A 23,142-nucleotide genomic window follows, 5' to 3' on the forward strand; every position below is an offset into this window, starting at 1 on the left:
GTGGAAGCGTTGTGAGGCGTTAAGCTAACCTGTACTAATTGCCCGTGAGGCTTAACCATACAACACCCAAATGTCTTCGAAAGAAGCATGGTGTTGTAAGTGTGACAAGACAACATAAAATAGGCTCTGAATAAGAGCAAGAGTACGCAACTCGATTTGATTATGATATCGCTTTTCCGAATTTGTTAATGTTTTGCCCAAACGGCGAAACAACCAGTTAATGTCTGGCGACCTTAGCGACACGGTACCACCTGATCCCATCTCGAACTCAGAAGTGAAACGTGTTAGCGGCGATGGTAGTGTGGGGTTTCCCCATGTGAGAGTAGCACATCGCCAGACTCCCATTTAGAGAAAGGGCTATCCGAAAGGGTAGCCCTTTTTTGCATGTGTACACTTTAAAACTTAAGCGGATATCTCAATCACAGTTGGATAGCCCTTACTCTAAGCGCTGCCGCGCAACAACACCCCAAGAGAAACCATACCCATCAAGTGTTATGCAATACCTGACGATGTAATAAAACGCTAGGTGTTAACCGTCCCTGGTGCTTCGTCCAGCCTCGCATCCATGCGAGTCGTTCAGTCGGCTAACGTTGCTGCGCAACTAAGAACAGCCTCCTTCACCCCCATGCGAGAGTAAAGAAACGCGCAAAGCTGGGCGGAACGGGACTCCCATTTAGAGAAAGGGCTATCCGAAAGGGTAGCCCTTTTTTGCATGTGTACACTTTAAAACTTAAGCGGATATCTCAATCACAGTTGGATAGCCCTTACTCTAAGCGCTGCCGCGCAAGAACTATCCCGCAGAGAAACCTAACCCAGCGAGTGTTATGTAATAGCTGTTCATGTAATAGGCATCTAGGTGTCACACCTCCATGTGGCTACCTCCAGTGCAGCATCCCTGCTGCCCGTTCCGTCGCTTAACGCTTCTGCGAAGCTAAAAACAACCGACTCCACCCCCATGTGAGAGCACATATAATGGTGTAGCTCGGGCTTTAGCCCGTGGAATGGTATATGTCTTCGCGGTTTACCCTTATGAATATTGATATAGGTAGCCTTCCTTCTAAGCGCTGCCGCGCAAGTGCCATCAATCGGGGAACCTAACCCATCTGTGTGTTATGCAATACCTGTCCACGTAATAAGCCGCTAGGTGTCAACCTTCCCTGGTGCTACCTCCAGCCCGACATCCATGTCGGTCGTGCGCTCGGGCGGAACTGCGTTCCTAAAACATCCTCGCTTACCCCCATGTGAGAGCATATATAATGAATGTAGCTCGGGCTTCAGACCGTGGAAAACATAACGGAGATAATATAGTAATATACAAAGACGGTACTTCTAAAAACTACAGAGGGAGAGGGTTATCAATTAAGCGTTTGATTATGATTCAACAATTGCCGCTCTAAGTCGATTAGCCCTATTAATTTAGGCTAGTTTGCATTACTATTTAGCGCTTCTAAATTAGGATTAATTGGAGTTTATAAATGCAAGATCAAAGTTTTGAGAAAGACCCCTTTAGTTGGACATATTTATTGGTGGCGCTTGTTGTCCTACTGGCACTTCCTCTTTTACCTGCGATTGCTGGTTGGCTTACGTTTTACTTATAAATCCAAGAACTAAGCGAGCCACTAAGAGGAAGTTTGTGTCAGCTGAATATATAAAATCAATCGTAAAAACCGTCCCTGATTATCCTAAACCGGGGATATTATTTCGTGACGTAACATCAGTATTAGAAGATCACACTGCATTTTCCAGCAGTATTGCTTTGTTACTTGAAAAGTTCGCACCACTTAAGTTTGATAAAATTGCAGGAACTGAAGCCCGTGGTTTTTTGTTTGGAGCGCCACTAGCCATTGAAATGGGAATAGGTTTTATCCCTGTCCGCAAACCAAATAAATTACCGCGTGAAACTATTTCAGAATCATACGAATTGGAATATGGAATGGACATGCTTGAGATTCATTCTGATGCAATTAAACCAGGTGAAAAAGTTTTGATGATAGATGATCTGCTTGCTACTGGCGGTACCATGGTTGCAACAGCGAATTTGATTCGTAAACTCGGTGGAATCGTTGAACATGCCGGTTTTATTATTTCTCTTCCTGATTTGGGAGGCGAAGAAAAACTAAATGCCCATGGCGTTCAATGTCATTCTTTGTGTGATTTTGATGGTGAATAACGTCTAATGGCTTATCAAGTTCTTGCGCGTAAATGGCGACCTAATCGTTTTTCGGAATTAGTCGGACAAGAACATGTTGTCACAGCAATATCGAATGCCTTAGATAATAATAGACTCCATCACGCATATCTTTTTACCGGGACTCGTGGGGTCGGTAAAACCACAATAGCACGCATATTTTCTAAAAGTCTGAATTGTGAAACGGGATTAAGCGCTAACCCGTGCGGGGAATGCCATACTTGTTTGGACATTGAAAGTGGTCGTTACGTTGATTTGTTGGAAATCGACGCTGCATCTAGAACAAAAGTAGAAGATACGCGAGAGTTACTCGATAATGTTCAATATAAACCAACACGTGGGCAGTTTAAGGTATATTTAATCGATGAAGTGCATATGTTGTCTAAACATAGTTTCAATGCACTTTTAAAAACCCTAGAAGAGCCGCCTCCACACGTAAAGTTTTTACTCGCAACAACAGATCCGCAAAAGCTACCTGTAACTATACTGTCCCGCTGTTTACAATTTAATCTGAAAGCGTTATCTCGGGAGCAAATTACTCAACAGCTAAGTTATATACTTTCTGAAGAAGATATTGTTAGTGAACCACAAGCATTATCGCAATTGGCGCGAGCAGCACAAGGGAGCATGCGTGATGCGTTGAGTTTGACTGACCAAGCCATAGCGCAAGGAGATGGTAAGGTAACAAATACCATAGTGACTGATATGCTAGGTCTAATGGACAAGGGCCAGATTGTTAAACTTCTACATACGGTTTTTAACAATGAGCCAGCTCAAGTCATGGCGCAAGTCGAATCAATGTCACAGCAATCTGTTAATTATGAACAAGTGCTAGCAGAGTTAATGAGTTTGTTGCATCAAGTTGCGCTAACTCAGTTTGTGCCAGAGGCCTGTAAACTGGAAACGGTATCAGCGCGAGCAGTTTATCAGTTGGCAAAAATGTTACCTCCAGAACAGGTTCAACTAGCTTATCAAATTGCGTTGCAAGGAAAGAAAGATATTATACATGCAGCAGATGCGCGCATTGGTTTGGAAATGACTCTGTTACGGATGTTAGCATTTAATCCTGCACCAATTTCATTATCGATTGGAGAGACTAACAACCTAGCTACCCAGGAAAATTTAACATCTTTACCCGTGAATAGCGGCCTAGATGAAAAAAAAACGGTTGAAAATGCCGACTCTAACAATAAAGAGGTAGTGGAGGGGCTTTCAGCTCAACAAGTTGATATCATTCGCCAAGCTAATAGTTTAGGCGCACCGCAACCAGAGCATACAAAATGCCCAGATAGCGAGCATAGCAAACCAATAGGATCACCCCAGCAAGATTCTACCACTAGAGTAGTTGCAGAAGAGGCTATCAAGCAAAGAAGTAATACTGACCTAGAACATGACGACAAAGCTATAGATCCCGATACCCAATCAAGCCAATACCCCTATGAAAATTCAGATGTCTATCATCAAGAGTTTTTACAAGAACAAAGCAATTTAGCTGATTTTCATGAAGACAACAGCGCCCAACGTTTGTATGAAGGTGAGGTTAATAGTGTAGTCAATGCTGACACTGGTGCTTTGCAATCTGAAGCGCAAAACTCTAATGTTCCTTTATCTACCAATTCCTTATCAGCGACGGAAAACCTTATCGCCTTAAAGCAAAAGCTTTCTAAGTTAGAAGTGGCTTCACAGGAAGAGGAAAAAAAAGAAAATAAGTCGACAGAAGATTTTATACCCTCGCGGTTTAAACCTCAAACCAGCGAAACCGGCGCTGAAGCTCAAATTACCGATAAAAAACAAGAGACTTCTACACCGCAAGTCACAGAATTAAAGCAACCGAATAACCAGGTTTCAGATGCACCAAATCCTAATGTACAAGCAGGTGCTCAGGTCGAAACTGAGTCAATGGCAGGCAATACATATAAAACCCCTGATACATTTGAGCCTAAATCTAGTAGCGACATACAAGACCCTAACAACGTAGATGCTGCTAGCAATGCTCCGGATAACAGTAATGATAAAACTAAAGTGGAAAGTGTTTCTAATGAAGTACAATTTCAAGATTCTCCACCTTGGGAACACGAAAACTCCGACTTTGTACAATCTAATAATAGCAGTGAACAAAACCTACAAAGCCAGCAAACTGACCTAGAGCCCGAAGATGAGTTCGATCCCATGGCACACCTTAATGAGCCCATAGAAGTGAATGTTGACTTTGACGTTCCTGCATTTCTTGAAAATGGGGAAAAGGTGACACATTCCAAGCAACTGGATACATGGAGTCAACTCATTGAACAAATGCAGGTTACTGCGTTAACTAAACAACTAGCGTTACATTCTTCTTATGAAAAAAATGATAACCGTGTGACCTTGAAGTTGTTAGATTCGAAACCACATCTAGATACTGAAACTGCTAGAAGTCAGTTACAACTGGCTTTAAGTAATCTTTTTCAACAACAGATTGAGCTACACATTGAGCATAGTCAGCCAATAAGTACGCCATTTGCGGTGCAACAAACCATTAATCAGGTAAGAATGCAGCACGCGAAAAATGTTGCGGAAACCAACCCTGAGATAAATAGGTTAAAAAATACATTTTCTGCGCAGGTGATAGAATCTAGTATCAAACCTCGCTAATTTAATTTACTAATGAGAGAGAATATTTATGTTTAAAGGTGGTATGGGAAATATCATGAAGCAAGCGCAACAAATGCAAGAGCGCATGCAAAAATCACAAGAAGAATTAGCTTCAATTGAAGTCACTGGTGAGTCTGGCGCAGGTTTGGTTAAAGTTACTATGACCTGTAATCACAACGTTAGACGTGTCGATATCGATCCATCCTTAATGGAAGATGATAAAGAAATGATCGAAGATCTTGTCGCGGCTGCCATTAATGATGCTGTTCGTCGTGTGCAGGAAACCACAAAAGAAAAAATGGGTGATGTAACAGGTGGAATGCCTTTACCGCCTGGCTTTAAGATGCCGTTTTAAGAAAAAATAGATGCAATACAGCCCACTAATAACTGAACTAATCGCGGCTTTGACTCATCTTCCTGGCGTGGGCAAAAAAAGTGCTCAACGGATGGCGTTTCATTTGTTAGAGCGCAATCGAGAAGGCGCCTTAGAGCTTAGTAACGTGCTTCATAATGCAATGGAGCATGTTCAGCATTGTCAGTCGTGTCGTACTTTTACTGAGGCCAGTTTATGCGACATTTGTAGTAACCCAATTCGTGAAGAAGTTGGGCAATTGTGTATTGTCGAGTCACCGCAAGATGTGATTGCGGTTGAACAAACCTCCGAGTTTAAAGGGCGTTATTTTGTTTTGATGGGGCATTTGTCGCCAATAGACGGAATAGGCCCGAATGAAATTGGCTTGAACGAATTAGAAGTGTTGCTTAACTCTGGAAAGTTTAAAGAAGTTATCCTAGCGACAAACCCCACCGTTGAGGGGGAAGCTACTGCTCATTTTATTGCTCAAATGTGTAAGACTAACGGTATTTCTGCTACTCGTTTGGCTCATGGTATGCCCGTGGGGGGGGAGCTTGAGTATGTCGATGGAAATACCTTGATGCACGCATTTACGGGTAGGCGAGTTATTTAAGCTATTGTTATTAATCTGACTCAAATTAGATTGTTTTACTTACTCGCGTCTTTCATCCCTCTAGAAATGCCCACTTTTAAATATTCTGCGACATTTTACAAATTTCTTGATAATAAATTGTATTGTTTGCTTGAAAAGAAAGTAAACGACCTTATCTCCTAAGCCTAGAAGCAAAACGGTTTATAGGAGAAATTTGTTTATGGCTGAAACAGCTCACCAAGAAACTCATGGTTTTCAAACTGAAGTAAAGCAATTACTTCAATTGATGATTCATTCACTTTATTCCAACAAAGAAATATTCCTTCGTGAATTAGTTTCAAACGCTGCTGATGCTGCAGATAAATTGAGATTTAAAGTCCTTTCAGATTCGTCACTTTACGAAAATGACAGTGATCTTTGCGTTAAACTCAGTGCAGATAAAGAAGCGGGTACTATCACAATTTCAGATAATGGAATTGGTATGAATAAAGAAGATGTGATTGAACATCTAGGTACCATCGCTAAATCGGGCACCAAAGAATTCTTTAATAATTTGTCCGGTGACCAGTCAAAAGATTCACAGTTAATTGGTCAATTCGGTGTTGGGTTCTATTCAGCTTTTATTGTAGCTGATAACGTTGTTGTACGTAGCCGAGCTGCTGGTGACAGCGCAGACAAAGGTGTTGAATGGCAATCTGCAGGTGAAGGTGAATTCACCGTTAAAGACATCGAAAAGGCCGACCGTGGAACCGAAATCATTCTGCATTTACGTGATGAAGAAAAAGAATTCGCAGATGACTGGCGACTTCGCTCAATTGTCACTAAGTACTCAGAACACATTGGTATTCCTGTAAAAATGTGGAAAGAAGACGTTGCTGAGTCAGAAGGTCCCGATGGTGAAAAAATTCCTGCTCAACCTGGTGAGTGGGAAGCCGTAAACAAGGCTAGTGCGCTTTGGACACGAGATAAGTCAGAAATAAGTGACGAAGAATACAATGAGTTTTATAAGCACGTTTCTCATGACTTCACAGATCCTTTGTTGCATTCTCATAACAAAGTTGAAGGTAAAACAGAATACACTAGTTTGCTTTATATTCCGTCAAAAGCGCCTTTTGATATGTGGAATCGTGATCAAAACCATGGTTTGAAACTCTATGTTCAGCGCGTCTTTATTATGGATGATGCAGAGCAATTTATGCCTGTTTACCTGCGTTTTGTGAAAGGTTTACTAGATTCAAACGATTTACCATTGAATGTATCTCGTGAAATTCTTCAAGACAACAAAATAACTCAGGCTATTCGTCAGGGTTGTACTAAACGTGTTCTGCAAATGTTAGAGCGTTTAGCGAAAAATGATGCAGACAAGTATCAGTTATTCTGGAAAGAATTTGGCGGTGTGCTAAAAGAAGGCCCTGCAGAAGATCATGCTAATAAAGAGAAAATTGCTGGTTTATTGCGTTTTGCATCGACTCATAACGACAGTGATGCGCAAACAGTTTCTTTAGAAGATTATATTGGCCGAATGAAAGAAGGTCAGGATAAAATTTACTTTATTACAGCAGATAGCTATCAAGCGGCCAAATCTAGTCCGCACTTGGAAATCTTCCGTAAAAAAGGTATTGAAGTCTTGTTAATGGGCGACCGTATTGATGAATGGTTGATGTCGCACTTAACCGAATTTAATGAAAAATCCTTCCAATCTGTCGCCCGCGGTGCGCTAGATTTGGGTGATTTGGAAGATGAAGAGAGTAAAAAAGAGCAAGAACAAGCTGAAAAAGAAGTTGAAGGCGTATTAGAACGTGTGAAGACTGCCTTAGGCGACAAAGTGGTTGATGTTAAATTTACTCATCGACTCACTGATTCACCAGCTTGTATCGTGACTGATGAACAGGGAATGTCTACTCAAATGATTAAGCTAATGCAGGCAGCAGGTCAGCCGGTACCTGAAGCGAAGTATCATTTTGAGTTGAACCCTGAACATCAATTAGTGAAGTTACTCGCTGATTTGCAAGATGAAGGTCAATTTGAACAATGGGTTGAGGTGTTATATGACCAAGCTGCGTTGTCAGAGCAGGGCAGTCTAAAAGATCCAGCAAGCTTTGTTCAAAACTTGAATAAGTTATTGATTGATCTAGCTAAGTAATATTTAAGTTTAGTGCAAGCTGACGTCTAAGCTTGCACTATTCTACAGATTATTACGCTTTAAAGAATCCGGTGAGTCTTTCTCACCGGATTTTTTGATGTTTACAAGATGCAAAGGGAATTAATACTAAATAGCTAGCCTTGAGGATTTGATGGTACAATTTTATTTTCTGCACCTAAGTAAACGCGGTCAAAATTGCTGACGGCGAGTAAACACGCTAAGTGTAAATTAACACAATTAAGGTTGCTCTGTGACAGATACTTCTGATAATCAACAAGTGTTAGATGGAGGCGCTAATCTAAAAACTCCAACGGCGATGAAATCATTGCAGTGGTTGTTAATTCTAGCGGTCTTTTACACTTTATATTTTGCCCAATCTTTACTAATCCCCATTGTCTTTACAGTGCTTACGGCTTTGCTACTGAGCCCTTTGGTAAACTTTTTTAAAAAACTACATATTCCTCGTCCTATTTCTGCAATTGTATTATTAGTGATGTTAGTGGCACCTTTTAGCTTCCTAGGTTCACAACTAGCTGAACCTGCGCAAAGGTGGGCTCAGCTAGTACCAAAACTCTCAGTTCAGTTAAGCGAACAGATAGACAGTATGAATGAAGCATTTTCTAAACATGAAACCCTGGCTAAAAAGCAGGCGGATGAAAGTAAGGAAGGTAGCGGTTTTAGCTTTTTTGACTGGTTTAAAAGTGAGACACCTAAACCTACAACAGACCTTGAGCAAAGTGTTGTAAAAGAACATATAAAACAAGGCGGTATCGAGATGCTGTTGTCTGTTTTGGGAGCAACGCCTACATTTATAGGTCAATTATTGGCAAGCCTAATATTGATTTTGTTTTTACTTATTTTTGGTCCGTCTTTATTTTCTGTTTTCATCAATGATTTCCCTATCGTCAAAAACAAAAAACGAACCGTATATTTGGTTACAAAAATTCAGCAAACTTTGTCTCAATATATTGTGACTATTAGTATTATCAATTCGGCATTAGGCCTGTCTACTGCAGCTATTCTATATTTTTTAGGGGTACAAGACGCGTTATTGTGGGGGGCTTTAGTCGCGCTGCTTAACTTTGTACCTTACGTGGGCTCTGTTATTAGTTTAGTTATTTTATGTTTGGCAGGTACAGTTCAATATGGTTTTGAATTGGTTGCGTTAATGCCAAGTGGGGTCTTCCTCACTCTAAATATTATTGAATCGCAATTCATTACCCCAGCGGTTCTTGGACGTAATATGCAAGTAAACCCTCTGGTGATTATATTATGGCTACTCACGCTGGGATGGTTATGGGGAATATTAGGTGTGTTATTAGCAGTCCCCATTTTGGTGTGCATTAAACTGACAATTGCACAAATCGGAATTTTGCCCCACTGGTTAAAATTAATAGAGGCAAAAGGTTAAAATTCAACCGTTTATCCCCTAGTAAGTTGTTCAAGCAAAAAACTTACATACTTATTTCTAATTTTTATAAGACTTTAGGGGGAGTCTGCTTTGATATTCTTGTATACCAGCAAATGAATGTGTAGAGTTGCGGTTGGATTGAATTTTAACTATGAGAGGACACGGCATGCGCATTATTCTTCTAGGCGCGCCTGGTGCTGGTAAAGGCACACAAGCCCAATTTTTGATGGGTAAGTATGGGATTCCACAAATCTCAACAGGCGATATGCTCAGAGCAGCTATAAAAGCAGGAACCGAGCTAGGTCTCGCTGCAAAGAAAGTTATGGACGAAGGTAAATTAGTTTCTGATGAACTGATTATAGGGTTAGTGAAAGAGCGCATTACCCAACCTGATTGCGAACGCGGTTTTTTATTAGACGGTTTCCCTCGCACTATTCCACAAGCTGATGCTATGAAACAGGCTGGTATTAAAGTCGATTTTTGCATAGAGTTTGATGTAGCTGATGATGTAATCGTAGAAAGAATGGCTGGGAGACGAGTTCATCCTGGTTCAGGTCGTGTGTATCACGTCTCATATAATCCTCCTAAAACTGAAGGTAAAGATGATGTTACGGGTGAGGATCTAGTCATTAGACCTGACGATGAAGAACAAACGGTACGTAAACGTTTGACTGTTTATCATGAGCAAACCAAGCCATTGGTTGATTATTATTCCGCTGAAGCTCAGTCAGGAAACTGTGAATACATCAAAATCGATGGTACGCAAGCTGTTGAAGCCGTGCGTGAACAGCTGGCTGCAAAGCTAGGGTAATCCCGCACTGGAAACTGTAGTAAAATAGTTTAGACTTAAAGCCCACAATATTGTGGGCTTTTTTAATTTAGGAAAGGATATGAGTACACCAATTACCGCGTTTTATGCTGGTCTATTAGGGATCACATTTTTTTATCTTTCTATTTTGGTTATTCAACAACGTCGCGGTCGTAAGGTGAGTTTAGGGGATGGTGGTGACAGTCATTTTTTAGGTATTATCAGAGCACATGGCAATTTCGCTGAATATGTTCCATTAATACTTATTTTGCTCTTAGTCGCTGAGCTTAACCAGGCCCATCATCTTATATTGCACAGTATCGGAACCTTGTTGTTGTTAGGGCGAATCATCCATGCTTATGGCCTACGACATCACGTGGGTGTGAGCTGGCAACGATTGTGGGGAATGCTAATGACTTTTGCAGCGCTTGTTGGTGCATCTGTATTGAATATTTTAACCTTGTATTAGTCGATTTTAAATTATTTAAACGTAGTATAGCTCATAAAAAACGGCGTCCAAAGACGCCGTTTTAATTTTTTCAATTGAAAACTAACTATTCAGATTTATTTTCGATATAGCTGTTTTCTTTACTGCCTATTTCAATTTTTCTAGGCTTTTTCGCTTCCGGAATTACGCGTTCAAGCTCGATATGCAACAGACCATTTTGCATATCCGCGGATAGTACTTTCACATGATCTCCAAGCTGGAATTTTCTTTCAAAGTTTCGCTCTGAAATACCCTTGTGAAGGAACTTACGATCGCTTTCTTTTCCTGGAAGTGTACCTGAGACTTTTAAGGTATTTTCCTGAGTCTCAATGGTAATATTTTCTTGGGAAAATCCTGCCACTGCCATAGTAATTCGATACTTGTCTTCTTCTAACAACTCGATATTGTATGGCGGATAGGTTGTTTGTTTTTCACTTTGTGAAGCAGCATCAATCATAGATGCTAAGTGATCAAAACCGATAAAAGAACGATAAAGTGGTGATAAGTCGATGTTACGCATAGTCATATCCTCGCTATTAAGCAATATGTTAAATTTTAAATTGTGCCCCGAATCTTCGGCGGCGGTATTAGTTGTCGACCCTTTCGGCGCCGACAACTTAAATATGTGGTGGAGCAATAGATTTTCAATAGGAAAAATTTAAAAAAATTAAAAATAATTTATAACTATCTGATTTTTATCAATTTAAATCTATAAGATTTCTATTGGCTTTCGGTAGGTAATAGTTGTCTTTATCCAAAGAAGCGATCACCTTTGTCGCTTTCCCTTGTAATTCTTGAGCACTTACGAAACCAAAATAGCGAGAATCACGACTGTTATTTCGATTGTCACCCATTACAAAATAGTAGCCTTGCGGAATTTCCATATTAGCAAAACTGTCTTTACTGTGCGGAACAGATTCAAATTGCACTAAATGATTAACGCCTAATAAATCCTCAGTGTAGAAGTGACTTTGTCGTGCCTTTGCATATTGAATTCGTTGCCCGTTAATTATTAATTGATTGTTGAGCATTGAAATTTGATCACCCGGCAATCCAACAATGCGTTTAACCAATCTTTCTTGGGCTGCAATCGAGTTAATGGTAACGATATCTCCTCGTTCGGGAGAACCTGTTTGTACCAAAGGGATATCGGTAAAAGGTAACTCTATGCGATAGGCCATCTTATTGACTAAAATGCGATCACCGACTTCTATTGTGGGTAACATTGATCCAGAAGGAACATGATACCAGTCAGCTAAACTACTTCTTGATGCGAACATTAAGCAAATAAACAAAATAAAGCCCCAGTTCTCTTTGCATAGGTTAATTATTGTTTGTTTCATCACAACGCTCCTAATTTAACTATCGTTATTAAGGTTTTAGGTTAGTTATTTGATACCTGAAGCAAGCAAGATTCAAACTTAGATTGTAATGATTTGTGTCATTAGCTCTGTAAGCTATTTTTCAAGGCAAAATCTACCGCGGCTAATGCATGAATGTCCGTGGTGTTATACAGCGGAATATTTGTATCCATTTGACTAATTAACAGTGCAATTTCAGTACAGCCAAGAATCACTGCTTGAGCACCTCGTTGATGTAAGTTAGCCATAATGTTTAAATAGTGATTTCGTGATGAAGTTTTGATTTTCCCTAAGCACAACTCCTCATAAATCACTCGGTGCACTATTTCTCTTTCTGATTGTTCAGGAATTAAAACTTCGATTGCGAATTTGTCCTCTAATCTTTGCCGGTAAAACTCTTGTTCCATGGTGAAGCGGGTGCCAAGTAACCCAACTTTTTGAATCTCATCTGCTACTAAGGATTTTGCCGTTGCATCAGCAATATGGAGTAAGGGGATAGATGTTGCTTGTTGCACTATATCGGCGACTTTATGCATGGTATTGGTACAAATCACCACACATTCAGCACCTGCTTTTTCTAAACCTTGGGCAGCCTCAGCTAAAATTTCAGCTAATTCTGGCCATCTATGTTGATGCTGCAATTGTTCAATTTGTGCAAAATCGACGCTGTGTAAAATGATTTTAGCGGAATGTAATCCACCTAAACGCTGTTTAATTTGTCGGTTGATACTTTGATAATAACTGACGGTAGATTCCCAACTCATACCGCCTATTAAGCCGATTGTGCGCATTAATATTTCCTAGTCAATTAAGTAATATTCTATGGTGGATACCACTCTAACTTGTTTGATATAGGGAGTGTTGCTGTCTCTATCCGAAATACTAAATTGTCCTTGTCGAGCTTGTTTTATTTTACCTAATTGACTGTTGCTATCGGCGGCAAATTTTTCAGCGACTTCACGGGCTTTTTGGGTGGCATCTTCAATCATTTGAGGTTTTATTTGATTTAAACCCGAATATAAAAACTGGGTTCGATTCTCATAACTGTTACCATTGAGTACTAAGCCTCGTTTGCCTAACTCCAATAATTTGGTTTGAGCTTGCAATACTGAATCGATTTTTTCACTATAAACAGTGAAAGTTTGAGTGGCAGTAAAACGAATGTCATTTGCATTGTAATTTCCGTAATTTTGCGCTTTTTTATCATTAATTGTCGGAGTTGAAGCGCTTATTTCATCTTCGGAAAAATCATTTTCTAACAAAAACTGCTCGACGACTTGTTGTTGACTTTCCAGTTGCTGATACAAACCAGCAAGATCATCGCTTATCACACTGTATTGAATGGGCCAGATGGCTGTATCGGCAGGCACTTCATGTTCGGATAGGCCTTTTACCGTAATTGTTCGTTCAAATGCGCGAAAACGTTCTACGGACTGCTGTAGAAAGTATCCTAGGACAGCAGTGCTAATGATTAAGGCTGCGCCAATGATTAAACTGAAACGAGAAGATTGCATAGTGTAAGCGTCCTTTCATTTTAACAAGTTTTTTAGGAATGAAGTGATTAGTCTAGCAAGAAGTAAGTAAAATAACCTGACCTTTAGGACGGTTCTTTATTGAAAGAAACACAGGATTGAAAGAAATACAGGTTGTTGTGATATTAAATCAGTTTGGCTTGGCATTCACAACGCCAAGCCAAATCATTTATTTATTTTTTATTATGACGAGATTTTAGTACATCCACCACATCGCTTAGGGAAAGATCTGAAGCCTGCAATAAAACAATTAGATGGTAGAGTAGGTCTGCAGATTCATTTTTCAACTCTTCCAAGTCTTTAACGGTGGCAGCTAGGGCTGTTTCAACCCCTTCTTCACCCACTTTTTGCGCAATGCGTTTAATACCTTTGCTATACAAACTTGCGGTATAACTAGAATCAGGATCTGCTGTTTTTCTCGCAGCTAAAATAGTTTCAAGTTCGGCGATAAAGGTAAAATCAGCGTCTGTACTGGATGCCCAACAGGATTCAGTGCCTAAATGACAAGTAGGTCCATTTGGTTTTACTAAGGCTAAGATTGAGTCTTTGTCACAATCGGCCGTTAGTTCAACTAAATCAAGGGTATGACCGGAGGTTTCACCTTTGGTCCACAAACGCTGTTTAGAACGACTATAAAAAGTGACGTGACCACTATCTAAGGTTGTCATAATTGCCGCTTGATCCATATAGCCTTGCATTAACACTTTACCACTTATGGCGTTTTGCACGATACAAGGGATTAATCCCTGCATTTTATCCCAACCTAGTTGGTCTATTGTTTGTCGATTGATAATCATGGAATTCTCTGTTTTATCCGTTTTACTCTTAGGATGTTGTGGGCACAAAGTCTTCGCGAATTACCACGCCTTGTGCTCGTAAAAAATCTTTCAACTCCGGAATGGGAATTATCCCCTTATGGAATACTGATGCAGCCAGTGCGCCATCCACATCGGCTTGTTTGAAAACATCGTAAAAATGGTGCTTTTCACCTGCACCACCAGATGCAATTAAAGGCACTGTGCAGGCATCACGAACAAGTCTTAGTTGAGCGATATCGTAACCTTGGCGGACACCGTCTTGGTTCATACAATTGAGAACAATTTCACCTGCGCCACGTTGCTGTACTTCTTTAACCCAATCAACGGTGAGTCGGCCAGTGTTTTGGGTCCGTTTTTCGTCACCAGTAAATTGATACACTTCGAATTGCTGGCTTTGCTTATTGAAATAACTATCAATGCCGATAACCACACATTGTTGTCCGTAGGTATCATGTAATCGGGTGATCAACTCTGGGTCGGCTAGGGCTGGAGAGTTAACCGATATTTTATCTGCTCCCATTTCTAAAATTCGGCCAGCATCTTCAACAGACTTAATGCCGCCAGCAACACAAAATGGGATATCTATGACTTGCGCTATTCGGCTTACCCAGCTTTTGTCGACTACCCGTTGATCGCTAGAAGCAGTGATATCGTAAAATACCAACTCGTCAGCGCCTTGCTGGGCATATTGTTCGGCTAAAGGAACGATGTCACCGATGATTTCGTGATTGCGAAACTTAACCCCTTTGACAACCTTGCCATCTCGAACATCCAAACAGGGAATTATTCTCCTTGCCAACATTGGATAGCCTCCTCAAGGGTAAACTTACCTTCTAATAGAGCGCGTCCTAAAATGACCCCATCTACATGGCTGGGTTTTAATGCTTCAATATCTGCCAGGGAACCGATACCACCGGATGCCTGCCAAACGACATTTGGAAAACGCTGTTTCATTTCTGTATAAAGCTGATGGTTAGCGCCTTGTAAGGTGCCATCTCTACTGATGTCAGTACATAACACGTGTTTAGCGCCGACACTTAAAAAATCATCAAGCAATCCTTCAAGGGCTACTCCAGAGCTTTCCTGCCAACCATGGGTAGCAATATATTTGTTGCCGTTTTCGTCAATATTCACATCCAAGGCTAGGACAATGGATTCAGATCCGTATTTAGTCACCCATTGTTTTACGGTCTGCGGCTGTTTGACGGCTAATGAGCCAATCACAATACGTTTAACACCGATTTCCAAAAGCTGCGCTACATCTGCTTCAGAGCGAATTCCGCCACCGGCTTGAAACTGCATACGTTGGGTATCTACCATACGTTTAATCAATTCAAGTTGACGTTTGTTGGTATCTTTAGCTCCGGTTAAATCTACAATATGCAACCATTTAGCGCCTTGATCCGCGTAGTTATGTACTACTTCCACTGGGTCAAGTTTATATTGGGTTTTTTGGTCATAATCGCCTTGATATAAACGTACAACCGCACCGTCAATTAAATCTATTGCTGGAATAATCATAAGTTTAAAAAGTTCTCCAGTAGGGTTGCTCCGGCATCTCCAGAACGTTCAGGGTGAAATTGCACACCATAAAAATTGTCTCTGTGAATGGCTGCAGAAAAAGGCATGTCATATTGGCTGGACGCCAACGTATGGGAATACACTTCGACCGCAAAACTATGTACAAAATAGAAATAGGTTCCTTGTGGGATCCCTTTAAATAACGAAGTTTGTTCAACGGCTTCAACCGTATTCCACCCCATGTGTGGTAAACGTAAATCACCTACTTGCATACGCTTCACTTGACCGGGTATTAAATTCAAACAGGGGGTATTGCCAAGATCACTTTGATGGGCTTTTTCTTGGGAGTCGGTCACCATTAATTGCATGCCCAAACATACCCCTAACACAGGTTGAGCTAAAGATTGAATACAACTGGCTAGCTGCTTTTTTTCAATACTTTCCATTGCTGAATTAGCACTGCCTACGCCTGGTAAAATTAGTTTGTCAGCGGCACAAATAACCTTTGGATCATCAGATACGGTTACATTTTGCGTCAACCTTTGCAGAGCAAATTTCACCGACGAAATATTTGCGCAACCAGTATTAATAATCACCGTGTGTTGAGAAGAACTTAGCACAGACATGCTTATAGTGCTCCTTTACTGCTGGGTAAGGTATCCCCTTGTTTGGTAATCGCTTGACGTAACGCTCGCCCGAAGACTTTAAACAGGCTTTCTACCTGATGATGGGCATTACCTTCAGTGGTTGACAAGTGTAGGGATAATCCCATTGCCTGGGCTATGGAATAGAAAAAGTGCGGTACCATTTCTGTTGCCATTTCACCAACAGAGTCGCGGCTAAATTCGGCCTCAAACTTTAAGTGAGGTCGGTTAGAAATATCCATGATACATTCTGCACGGCATTCGTCCATAGGCAAAGCAAACCCGAAACGACCGATGCCACGCTTGTCTCCTAGCGCTTTTTTAATCGCTTCACCCAGAGCTAGTGCAGTGTCTTCAACACTGTGGTGATCATCAATGTGCAAATCACCATTAACAGATAAACGCAGCTCAAAACCACCGTGAGTCGATATTTGGTCTAGCATATGGTCAAAAAAGCCGATACCTGTTTCGATAGTAGATTTAGCGCTACTGTCTAAATCAACAAACACGTTAATTTGAGTCTCGGACGTATTACGGGTTACCGTTGCTGTTCTGCTTGAACTAAGTATGGCTTTTTGGATTGCCAGCCAATCATTGGTTTCACGGTTATACAGCTGAGATTTTAACCCCATGTTATCTGCTAACCCGATGTCGGTTTGACGATCGCCAATCACCAAAGAACGCGTAAAGTCGACTTTTCCTTGCTGAAGATACTCTTTTACCAACCCCAACTTGGGCTTGCGGCAACTGCATTGCTGTTCTTCGAAGTGAGGACAAATTAACACATCATCAAATTTCACCCCTTGTGAGGAAAAAATATCCATCATCATATTATGTGGGGCATCGAAATCGGCTTGGGGAAATGAATCTGTCCCTAAACCATCTTGATTCGACACCATTACTAAATGGTAACCTGCATGCTGCAGTTTCAATAGTACGGGAATGACATTGGGTTCAAATACTAATTTGTCTAAACGATCGAGTTGCTTATCAATAGGTGGCTCTTCTACTAAGGTGCCGTCTCTATCTATAAATAAAATCGGTAAGGCGCTCATTGGGCCGATTCCTGTTGTTTAAAAAATGAAAAGATTAAATCCATTAGCTGTTGATTTTGTTCAGCAGTCCCTACTGTTATACGCAGGCAGTTTTGCAGATTTATTTGCTTAGATTGATCGCGAATCAAAATATGATTATCCACTAAATACTGCATCAGTTGCTGTTTTTGTTTACACCGAAACAAAATAAAATTGGCTTTATCATCACCAACTAATTCAACATCTGAGATGGTAGTTAATTGTTGTTTTAATATGCTTCTTTGGGCGTTTAACTCAGTGACCTGATATTGCATCCTATCGATACCTGAAGCCTTAAGCGCTTGGCTAGCGATTTGCGCAACGGGCTCTGGAATCGGGTAGGGGGCAATTACTTTTAACAAAGCTTGTATCACTGCCGGAGCAGCCAAGGTAAAACCGCATCGTATTCCAGCTAAGGCAAAGGCTTTAGAAAGCGTGCGTAAAATAACTAAATTTGGGTAAGTTGCTAACTGATCCGCCCAACTGCTCTGCCAATCAAACTCGATGTAAGCTTCATCAACAACCACTAAAGCTGAATCAGCAAAATGCTCAACAACCTGTTGCAATTGACTTGAATCAACAGTGGTTCCAGTGGGGTTGTTTGGTGAACAGATGAACACCAATTTCACTTTGTCTTTGTATGCACAAATACTTGGCACATCTAGACTAAAGTCATGGTTTAGCGGAGCTTTATGTACACCTACATTAAATGTCTCTGCACTGATTGCATACATTCCATATGTTGGAGGACAAATCAAAATAGCGTCTTTTGCTGGCGTACAAAATGCTCTAATCAGCAATTCAATACCTTCGTCAGCTCCTCGACTAACTAAGGTGTTTTCTGGGGCAACTCCGGAGTAGGCTGCATAAGAATTGATTACTGCGGTAGGTTGGCAGTCTGGATAGCGATTAAAACGCTCACTTTCGATGTCATATTCATTAGCATAGGGAGATTCGTTAGCATTTAACCAAGTTTGTTGAGTTTCACCCGTACCAGCAGCAAAGAGTCGGCGAGCGGATTCATAAGGTTTTAAGCTTTTTACGTTATCGCATAATAGCTTTTCCACTAAATTGCTCATGCTTCATCTCCTTGCAATCGAATTGAAACTGCTCGTTTATGGGCATCTAAACCTTCGGCATCAGCAAGATCCATAATTGCATTACCTATATTGGAAAGTCCTTGGTAAGTCAGTTCTTGAACTGTGAAGCGGCGCATAAAATCTGCCAAGCCTAAACTGGAATAGTTTCTAGAATATCCGTATGTGGGTAACACGTGATTGGTTCCACTGGCGTAATCCCCAGCAGATTCTGGCGACCACTTACCGACAAATATTGAACCCGCATACTTAAGTTGTGGCAGCAAATCTCGCGCATTTTTAACCTGTACAATGAGGTGTTCAGGAGCATATTGATTGCTGACTAAAATAGACTGGTTAACATCAGTAGTTAAAATATATCGCCCATGTTGCATGGCTTTTTCGGCAATATCTTTGCGCGATAGTTGTTGCAATTGTTGCTCTACCGCTAGTTGAACGGCTTCTATTAGCGTTTGGCTGCTACTCACTAAAACGGCTTGGGAGTCTGCACCGTGCTCTGCTTGAGACAGTAAATCAGAGGCAACAAAACTCGGCTCGGCGGATTCATCAGCAATCACTAAAACTTCTGAAGGGCCGGCTGGCATATCAATAGCCGCTCCGTTTGCTTGAGTACTAACTTGTTGTTTAGCTTCGGTAACGAAACTATTGCCGGGACCAAATATTTTATCTACTTTTGCTATTGAAGCGGTACCGTAAGCCATGGCTGCAATCGCCTGGGCACCACCAATCAGATAGATCTCATCGATACCACAGAGACTTGCTGCATAGCGGATCTCTGCTGCTATGTTGCCATTTGCATCAGGAGGTGTGCATAAAATTTTGCGTTCACAACCGGCCACTTGAGCCGTCGCTCCAAGCATCAGTACCGTGGATGGTAACGGCGCGCTGCCACCAGGAATATATAAACCAACAGAATCAATGGCAGAATGCTTGAGCTCACATAGCACGCCGGGTTGGGTTTCTATTTTTACGTCCGAAGGATACTGAGCCTGATGAAAGGCTTTAATATTTGCATAGGCCAAATCGATAGCGCTTCGCACTTTATCAGTGATTTCCGTCGCTGCGTTGTTTAGGCTTTCGCTGTCTAAACGTAATGTTGCCAATCGAATACCGTCAAACTGTTCGGTTAACTCCCTAACCGCATCATCACCGTGCTTTTTTACTCGTTGTAAAATATCAGCAACAATATTACGCAATTTTTCGTTGTCTGCCTGTGCTGGGCGACTCAAAATCTGTTGTTTTTGAGTGTCTGACAACTTTGCCCAGTCTTGAATTTGCGTAGTCATCTTATTAGCCCATCATTTTTTCGATTGGCATAACTAATATAGAGCTACAACCCAGAGATTTCAGCTTTTCCATGGTTTCCCAGAACAATGTTTCTGAGCTAACTACATGGATAGCCACAGTTTCATCATTATTTGCGAGGGGCAAAACAGTTGGGTTTTCAGCACCGGGTAATAAGCTTTTTACTTGTTCTAAATAAGCTTTTGGGGCGTGCAACATTATGTATTTGCTTTCTTTAGCCTGCATCACACCGTCTACGCGTGGCAATAGGCGATTAATCAAGGCTTGTTTGTCATCGCTTAATTCGCCAGCACGTTGAATTAAAACGGCCTTAGATTTGAAAATGACGGCTTCTTCTCGTAAACCGTTTGCTTCCAGGGTTGCTCCTGTGGATACTAGGTCACAAATGGCATCTGCAACACCTGCGCGTGGGGCAACTTCCACCGAGCCAGTTAACATAACGGACTGAGCATCAATATTATTATTTTTAAAGAATCGTTCCAATAGGAACGGATAGGTCGTTGCTACTTTTAAACCGTTTATAGATTCTAACCCTTGATAATCAAACTCAGTAGGGACAGCAATGGATAATTGGCAACCGCCGTAATCTAGACGACGCAGAGTTTTAAATTCGTGGGGTTTTCCTGATTGCTGGCGTTCTAGCATCTTTTCTTCAAGTTCATTTTCGCCAATAAAGCCCATGTCGACCACACCATCCATAACCAAGCCTGGAATATCGTCATCACGCACCAACAATAGATCAATGGGTTGGTTGGTGGAATGAGCAATTAAAAGGCGATCACGAATTTGTAATTTAATGCCGATAGCTTTGAGTAAGCTAATGCTATCATCACTCAATCGCCCTTTCTTTTGTACCGCTATGCGTAATCGTTTACTCTCGCTCATGTTGTTGCCTCAATATAAAGTTAAATTTCAAATCGTTGCCATTACAACGAAAAACCCCCAGAAGTTTCCTTCCGGGGGTTTAGAAAAATTCTGTACCACTGGAAGGACAATTAACCTTCCAGCACGAACCTGAAAGGTTATGCTATATGATGATGCCAGTTTAGGTCGCTTTTATTGGTGAAAAAAATCATATGCTTTTCTTGTTCGTTTTGGTTTATCGTGTTGATGCGCAGAACATTATCCAAACCACAAAGAGAATGCAAGTACAAACACCTAAAAGTAATGATTTAAGATTGTATTAGTTAAAACTAAAAGGCATTAGCACAAAGGAATTCCACACTGTCGCTCAAAAAATGAACGAAAAGTGTTAAAGTAAGTCAAAATCAATACGATAGCTAATTAATGATGGAAATGGATAGCTTGTCCATAAGTTGGGCGCAATTCATTTTCCAAATAAAACAAAAGTGAGTCAATCCTATGAGCAGTGATTTAATATTTTCAGTTTTACCCCGTGAAGGTAAAGTTGCCATTGAAAAAGATGAGCTCAAAGTTAAACAAGTTGAAAAAGAGGCAAAACTTCGTGAATTAAACGACGAAGAAAAAGCCCTAAATACAGAAGAAAGGGATGCACGGGAAAAGTACCATAACAAGTCTTCTGAGGAAGAAAAGGACAAAGACGCAGAAAAGGAAACAGACAAAAAACAAACCGCTGAAAAACAACAAAATGACAAAGAGCCAGTAGATCCTGAACTTCCATCCGTGGATGAACAGGGTAGAAAGCACTTAGACATTTATATTTAGCTAATTTGTTCTCTTTATTCCATCTAAGCATTATTCAAACGTATCTTTCAGCCAAGCTTTCGCTGTATGTCTAGGTAAACAGCTGGCAAGCGGTTCATTATCAAAGTCTGCTTTTTCGACCTCTAAATAAGCCGTTTTACGCACAGACTCTCCATGATTAAATTCCACTGCACAGTTAATCGTTGCTTTTTTCTCGGTAAATAAAATCTTTATTGAGTCGGATCGGTCAATGAGTATTTTGTACGGATATCCTTGATAAGAATACTTAGTTTCAAATTTGTCATTGGTTGTGGCGTTTAGAGTAAAGCTCAATAAAAATATAGTTAAAGCAGTAATGTATTGCATGTTTATTCCTTGTTTGTTGAAAGTTCAACTTTAGATTAGTGTTGAAATACAACTTGAACAAACGATTAAAATTTAACTACACTTTAGAAAATCTTAATTGAAGAGATTCAGAAAAGTAGGAAAGAAAATGGAGCAACCACTACCTCCTCTTAAATCTCTGCGGTTCTTTATGGTGGCCGCTGAGTTGTCGAGTTTTAAATTAGCCGCTGAAAAACTATTTGTCACCCAAGCTGCAGTGAGTCAGCAAATAAAACTACTTGAAGACTTTTTAGAGCAAAAATTGTTTGAACGTTCTAATCGACAAACTCAGTTAACCCTTTCTGGTGAATTATTGCTTCCATACATCCAACAGGGATTCACGCAATTTCAATCGGGCTTGAGAGCTATATCTGGTGACGCAAATCCAAATATATTGAGAATATCGACTATTCATTCATTTACTTCACTTTGGCTAATGCCTCGACTACCACAGTTTCAAAAGTTGCATCCGGAACTCATGATTCAGTTAGCACCCAGTAATGATTTAGTGGATTTTAATCGAGGTGACATCGATTTGGCGATTCGTATGGGAGCTGGTGGATATAAAGGATTGGCGGAAAAGAAACTGGTTAGTGACCAACTTATTTTAGTGGCTAGCCCAGATATTATTAGCAGACAGCAAACAAATAACCCATCGATGGTATTTACGTTACCTTGGATTGAAGATACCAGTGCGGATATCGTCCCAGTTTTTGAAAACCTGTGTAAAACCTACGCAGTGAATGTACAAGAGTTAACCCCGTCAATTCGTGCAAGTAATTCAGTCTTGCTAATTGAAAATGCACTCGCTGGGCGGGGGTTTACATTGGTGAACAAGAGTTTAGTTGCAGATCATTTACATAATGGATCTTTACTAACCTTATTAGAGTTTAGTAGTCCTAGTCCATATTCATTATATTTGGTCGCGCCTGAGCAGAATTTTGAGTGGCAAAAAGTGAAGTTATTTGAAAGTTGGTTTATTCCATTATTGCATCAATCTTTTGACGATCTAAAAGCTTGGTAATAAAAGATCCTGCAAACTTTAAGTATTTTGACCTGTTATTTTTGTCTATTCAAAAGGATGATGAATTAAGCACCTCGCTAGCGTTACTATAACTTGAATTAACATT

23 protein-coding genes, 1 rRNA gene and 1 other annotated feature are annotated in these 23,142 nt (G+C 40.6%); of the genes, 11 read left to right on the plus strand and 13 right to left on the minus strand.

The window, feature by feature from the left end; all coding sequences use genetic code 11:
* Window positions 1-223: 223 nt before the first annotated feature.
* From rrf to Q4574_RS08145, 9 genes are all read left to right on the plus strand, one after another.
* Window positions 224-339: ribosomal RNA gene (gene rrf, locus Q4574_RS08105) — 5S ribosomal RNA — on the plus strand.
* A gap of 1,294 nt (window positions 340-1,633) precedes the next feature.
* Entirely contained in the window at window positions 1,634-2,170 is a 537-nt protein-coding gene (apt, locus tag Q4574_RS08110) for an adenine phosphoribosyltransferase (RefSeq protein WP_303473386.1), read from the plus strand.
* 6 nt (window positions 2,171-2,176) lie between these two features.
* A complete protein-coding gene (gene dnaX / locus Q4574_RS08115) occupies window positions 2,177-4,819 on the plus strand; it encodes a DNA polymerase III subunit gamma/tau (RefSeq protein ID WP_303473388.1) in 2,643 nt (880 codons plus the stop codon).
* 28 nt (window positions 4,820-4,847) lie between these two features.
* Window positions 4,848-5,174 carry a YbaB/EbfC family nucleoid-associated protein gene (locus Q4574_RS08120; RefSeq protein WP_303473391.1) on the plus strand — a complete coding sequence of 109 codons (327 nt, stop codon included), beginning with the start codon at window positions 4,848-4,850 and terminating at the stop codon, window positions 5,172-5,174.
* A gap of 10 nt (window positions 5,175-5,184) precedes the next feature.
* A complete protein-coding gene (gene recR, locus Q4574_RS08125) occupies window positions 5,185-5,784 on the plus strand; it encodes a recombination mediator RecR (RefSeq protein WP_303473393.1) in 600 nt (199 codons plus the stop codon).
* A 199-nt stretch (window positions 5,785-5,983) separates the two neighbouring features.
* A complete protein-coding gene (htpG, locus tag Q4574_RS08130) occupies window positions 5,984-7,906 on the plus strand; it encodes a molecular chaperone HtpG (protein ID WP_303473395.1) in 1,923 nt (640 codons plus the stop codon).
* A gap of 250 nt (window positions 7,907-8,156) precedes the next feature.
* Window positions 8,157-9,317 carry an AI-2E family transporter gene (locus tag Q4574_RS08135; protein ID WP_303473397.1) on the plus strand — a complete coding sequence of 387 codons (1,161 nt, stop codon included), beginning with the start codon at window positions 8,157-8,159 and terminating at the stop codon, window positions 9,315-9,317.
* Between the two features lie 166 nt (window positions 9,318-9,483).
* On the plus strand, window positions 9,484-10,128 hold the full coding sequence (gene adk / locus Q4574_RS08140; protein ID WP_303473399.1) for an adenylate kinase: 645 nt from the start codon (window positions 9,484-9,486) through the stop codon (window positions 10,126-10,128).
* A 79-nt stretch (window positions 10,129-10,207) separates the two neighbouring features.
* Entirely contained in the window at window positions 10,208-10,594 is a 387-nt protein-coding gene (locus Q4574_RS08145) for an MAPEG family protein (protein ID WP_303473401.1), read from the plus strand.
* 85 nt (window positions 10,595-10,679) lie between these two features.
* Here Q4574_RS08145 and Q4574_RS08150 read toward each other — a convergent pair whose 3' ends face one another.
* From Q4574_RS08150 to hisG, 12 genes are all read right to left on the minus strand, one after another.
* A complete protein-coding gene (locus tag Q4574_RS08150; protein ID WP_303473404.1) occupies window positions 10,680-11,132 on the minus strand; it encodes an Hsp20 family protein in 453 nt (150 codons plus the stop codon).
* A gap of 178 nt (window positions 11,133-11,310) precedes the next feature.
* Window positions 11,311-11,955, minus strand: coding sequence for a signal peptidase I (lepB, locus tag Q4574_RS08155; protein WP_303473406.1), 645 nt, complete (start codon window positions 11,953-11,955; stop codon window positions 11,311-11,313).
* A 101-nt stretch (window positions 11,956-12,056) separates the two neighbouring features.
* On the minus strand, window positions 12,057-12,764 hold the full coding sequence (locus Q4574_RS08160; protein WP_303473408.1) for an aspartate/glutamate racemase family protein: 708 nt from the start codon (window positions 12,762-12,764) through the stop codon (window positions 12,057-12,059).
* 9 nt (window positions 12,765-12,773) lie between these two features.
* Complete coding sequence (locus tag Q4574_RS08165; RefSeq protein ID WP_303473410.1) at window positions 12,774-13,487, minus strand: SIMPL domain-containing protein; 714 nt, start codon at window positions 13,485-13,487, stop codon at window positions 12,774-12,776.
* Between the two features lie 191 nt (window positions 13,488-13,678).
* Window positions 13,679-14,302 (minus strand): bifunctional phosphoribosyl-AMP cyclohydrolase/phosphoribosyl-ATP diphosphatase HisIE, encoded by a 624-nt coding sequence (gene hisIE / locus Q4574_RS08170; RefSeq protein WP_303473412.1) that lies wholly within the window; start codon window positions 14,300-14,302, stop codon window positions 13,679-13,681.
* Window positions 14,303-14,330: 28 nt separating this feature from the next.
* The gene (hisF, locus tag Q4574_RS08175) at window positions 14,331-15,125 is read right to left on the minus strand and encodes an imidazole glycerol phosphate synthase subunit HisF (RefSeq protein ID WP_303473414.1); all 795 of its coding nucleotides are present in this window, start codon (window positions 15,123-15,125) and stop codon (window positions 14,331-14,333) included.
* Window positions 15,107-15,844, minus strand: a complete 738-nt coding sequence (hisA, locus tag Q4574_RS08180) for a 1-(5-phosphoribosyl)-5-[(5-phosphoribosylamino)methylideneamino]imidazole-4-carboxamide isomerase (RefSeq protein ID WP_303473416.1) — start codon at window positions 15,842-15,844, stop codon at window positions 15,107-15,109. The genes hisF and hisA overlap by 19 nt, the downstream gene beginning before the upstream one ends.
* Complete coding sequence (gene hisH, locus Q4574_RS08185; protein WP_303473418.1) at window positions 15,841-16,470, minus strand: imidazole glycerol phosphate synthase subunit HisH; 630 nt, start codon at window positions 16,468-16,470, stop codon at window positions 15,841-15,843. The genes hisA and hisH overlap by 4 nt, the downstream gene beginning before the upstream one ends.
* 2 nt (window positions 16,471-16,472) lie before the next feature.
* Complete coding sequence (hisB, locus tag Q4574_RS08190; RefSeq protein WP_303473420.1) at window positions 16,473-17,543, minus strand: bifunctional histidinol-phosphatase/imidazoleglycerol-phosphate dehydratase HisB; 1,071 nt, start codon at window positions 17,541-17,543, stop codon at window positions 16,473-16,475.
* Window positions 17,540-18,640: a histidinol-phosphate transaminase gene (hisC, locus tag Q4574_RS08195; protein WP_303473422.1), complete on the minus strand. Its 1,101-nt coding sequence runs from the start codon at window positions 18,638-18,640 to the stop codon at window positions 17,540-17,542. The genes hisB and hisC overlap by 4 nt, the downstream gene beginning before the upstream one ends.
* Window positions 18,637-19,932 carry a histidinol dehydrogenase gene (gene hisD / locus Q4574_RS08200; protein ID WP_303473792.1) on the minus strand — a complete coding sequence of 432 codons (1,296 nt, stop codon included), beginning with the start codon at window positions 19,930-19,932 and terminating at the stop codon, window positions 18,637-18,639. Before hisD ends, hisC begins: the two co-directional genes overlap by 4 nt.
* A gap of 16 nt (window positions 19,933-19,948) precedes the next feature.
* Complete coding sequence (hisG, locus tag Q4574_RS08205; RefSeq protein ID WP_303473424.1) at window positions 19,949-20,848, minus strand: ATP phosphoribosyltransferase; 900 nt, start codon at window positions 20,846-20,848, stop codon at window positions 19,949-19,951.
* Window positions 20,849-20,896: 48 nt separating this feature from the next.
* Window positions 20,897-21,010, minus strand: a sequence feature (His leader region).
* 315 nt (window positions 21,011-21,325) lie between these two features.
* Between hisG and Q4574_RS08210 the strand changes: the two genes are divergently transcribed.
* Window positions 21,326-21,649, plus strand: coding sequence for a hypothetical protein (locus tag Q4574_RS08210; RefSeq protein WP_303473426.1), 324 nt, complete (start codon window positions 21,326-21,328; stop codon window positions 21,647-21,649).
* A gap of 30 nt (window positions 21,650-21,679) precedes the next feature.
* On the opposite strand, the gene Q4574_RS08215 is transcribed toward Q4574_RS08210, so the two are convergent.
* Entirely contained in the window at window positions 21,680-21,994 is a 315-nt protein-coding gene (locus tag Q4574_RS08215) for a hypothetical protein (RefSeq protein ID WP_303473428.1), read from the minus strand.
* A gap of 127 nt (window positions 21,995-22,121) precedes the next feature.
* Between Q4574_RS08215 and Q4574_RS08220 the strand changes: the two genes are divergently transcribed.
* Window positions 22,122-23,036 (plus strand): LysR substrate-binding domain-containing protein, encoded by a 915-nt coding sequence (locus Q4574_RS08220; protein ID WP_303473429.1) that lies wholly within the window; start codon window positions 22,122-22,124, stop codon window positions 23,034-23,036.
* Window positions 23,037-23,142: the final 106 nt, after the last annotated feature.

Source organism: Aliiglaciecola sp. 3_MG-2023 (assembly GCF_030548205.1).
Lineage (GTDB): Bacteria > Pseudomonadota > Gammaproteobacteria > Enterobacterales > Alteromonadaceae > Aliiglaciecola.

Excerpts from the sequence above, each read along its gene's own strand:
- dnaX (WP_303473388.1), top strand. The coding sequence starts at position 2,177 with ATGGCTTATCAAGTTCTTGCGCGTAAATGGCGACCTAATCGTTTTTCG.
- Q4574_RS08120 (WP_303473391.1), top strand. The coding sequence starts at position 4,848 with ATGTTTAAAGGTGGTATGGGAAATATCATGAAGCAAGCGCAACAAATG.
- recR (WP_303473393.1), top strand. The coding sequence starts at position 5,185 with ATGCAATACAGCCCACTAATAACTGAACTAATCGCGGCTTTGACTCAT.
- htpG (WP_303473395.1), top strand. The coding sequence starts at position 5,984 with ATGGCTGAAACAGCTCACCAAGAAACTCATGGTTTTCAAACTGAAGTA.
- adk (WP_303473399.1), top strand. The coding sequence starts at position 9,484 with ATGCGCATTATTCTTCTAGGCGCGCCTGGTGCTGGTAAAGGCACACAA.
- Q4574_RS08145 (WP_303473401.1), top strand. The coding sequence starts at position 10,208 with ATGAGTACACCAATTACCGCGTTTTATGCTGGTCTATTAGGGATCACA.
- Q4574_RS08150 (WP_303473404.1), bottom strand. The coding sequence starts at position 11,132 with ATGCGTAACATCGACTTATCACCACTTTATCGTTCTTTTATCGGTTTT.
- lepB (WP_303473406.1), bottom strand. The coding sequence starts at position 11,955 with ATGAAACAAACAATAATTAACCTATGCAAAGAGAACTGGGGCTTTATT.
- Q4574_RS08160 (WP_303473408.1), bottom strand. The coding sequence starts at position 12,764 with ATGCGCACAATCGGCTTAATAGGCGGTATGAGTTGGGAATCTACCGTC.
- Q4574_RS08165 (WP_303473410.1), bottom strand. The coding sequence starts at position 13,487 with ATGCAATCTTCTCGTTTCAGTTTAATCATTGGCGCAGCCTTAATCATT.
- hisIE (WP_303473412.1), bottom strand. The coding sequence starts at position 14,302 with ATGATTATCAATCGACAAACAATAGACCAACTAGGTTGGGATAAAATG.
- hisF (WP_303473414.1), bottom strand. The coding sequence starts at position 15,125 with ATGTTGGCAAGGAGAATAATTCCCTGTTTGGATGTTCGAGATGGCAAG.
- hisA (WP_303473416.1), bottom strand. The coding sequence starts at position 15,844 with ATGATTATTCCAGCAATAGATTTAATTGACGGTGCGGTTGTACGTTTA.
- hisH (WP_303473418.1), bottom strand. The coding sequence starts at position 16,470 with ATGTCTGTGCTAAGTTCTTCTCAACACACGGTGATTATTAATACTGGT.
- hisB (WP_303473420.1), bottom strand. The coding sequence starts at position 17,543 with ATGAGCGCCTTACCGATTTTATTTATAGATAGAGACGGCACCTTAGTA.
- hisC (WP_303473422.1), bottom strand. The coding sequence starts at position 18,640 with ATGAGCAATTTAGTGGAAAAGCTATTATGCGATAACGTAAAAAGCTTA.
- hisG (WP_303473424.1), bottom strand. The coding sequence starts at position 20,848 with ATGAGCGAGAGTAAACGATTACGCATAGCGGTACAAAAGAAAGGGCGA.
- Q4574_RS08210 (WP_303473426.1), top strand. The coding sequence starts at position 21,326 with ATGAGCAGTGATTTAATATTTTCAGTTTTACCCCGTGAAGGTAAAGTT.
- Q4574_RS08215 (WP_303473428.1), bottom strand. The coding sequence starts at position 21,994 with ATGCAATACATTACTGCTTTAACTATATTTTTATTGAGCTTTACTCTA.
- Q4574_RS08220 (WP_303473429.1), top strand. The coding sequence starts at position 22,122 with ATGGAGCAACCACTACCTCCTCTTAAATCTCTGCGGTTCTTTATGGTG.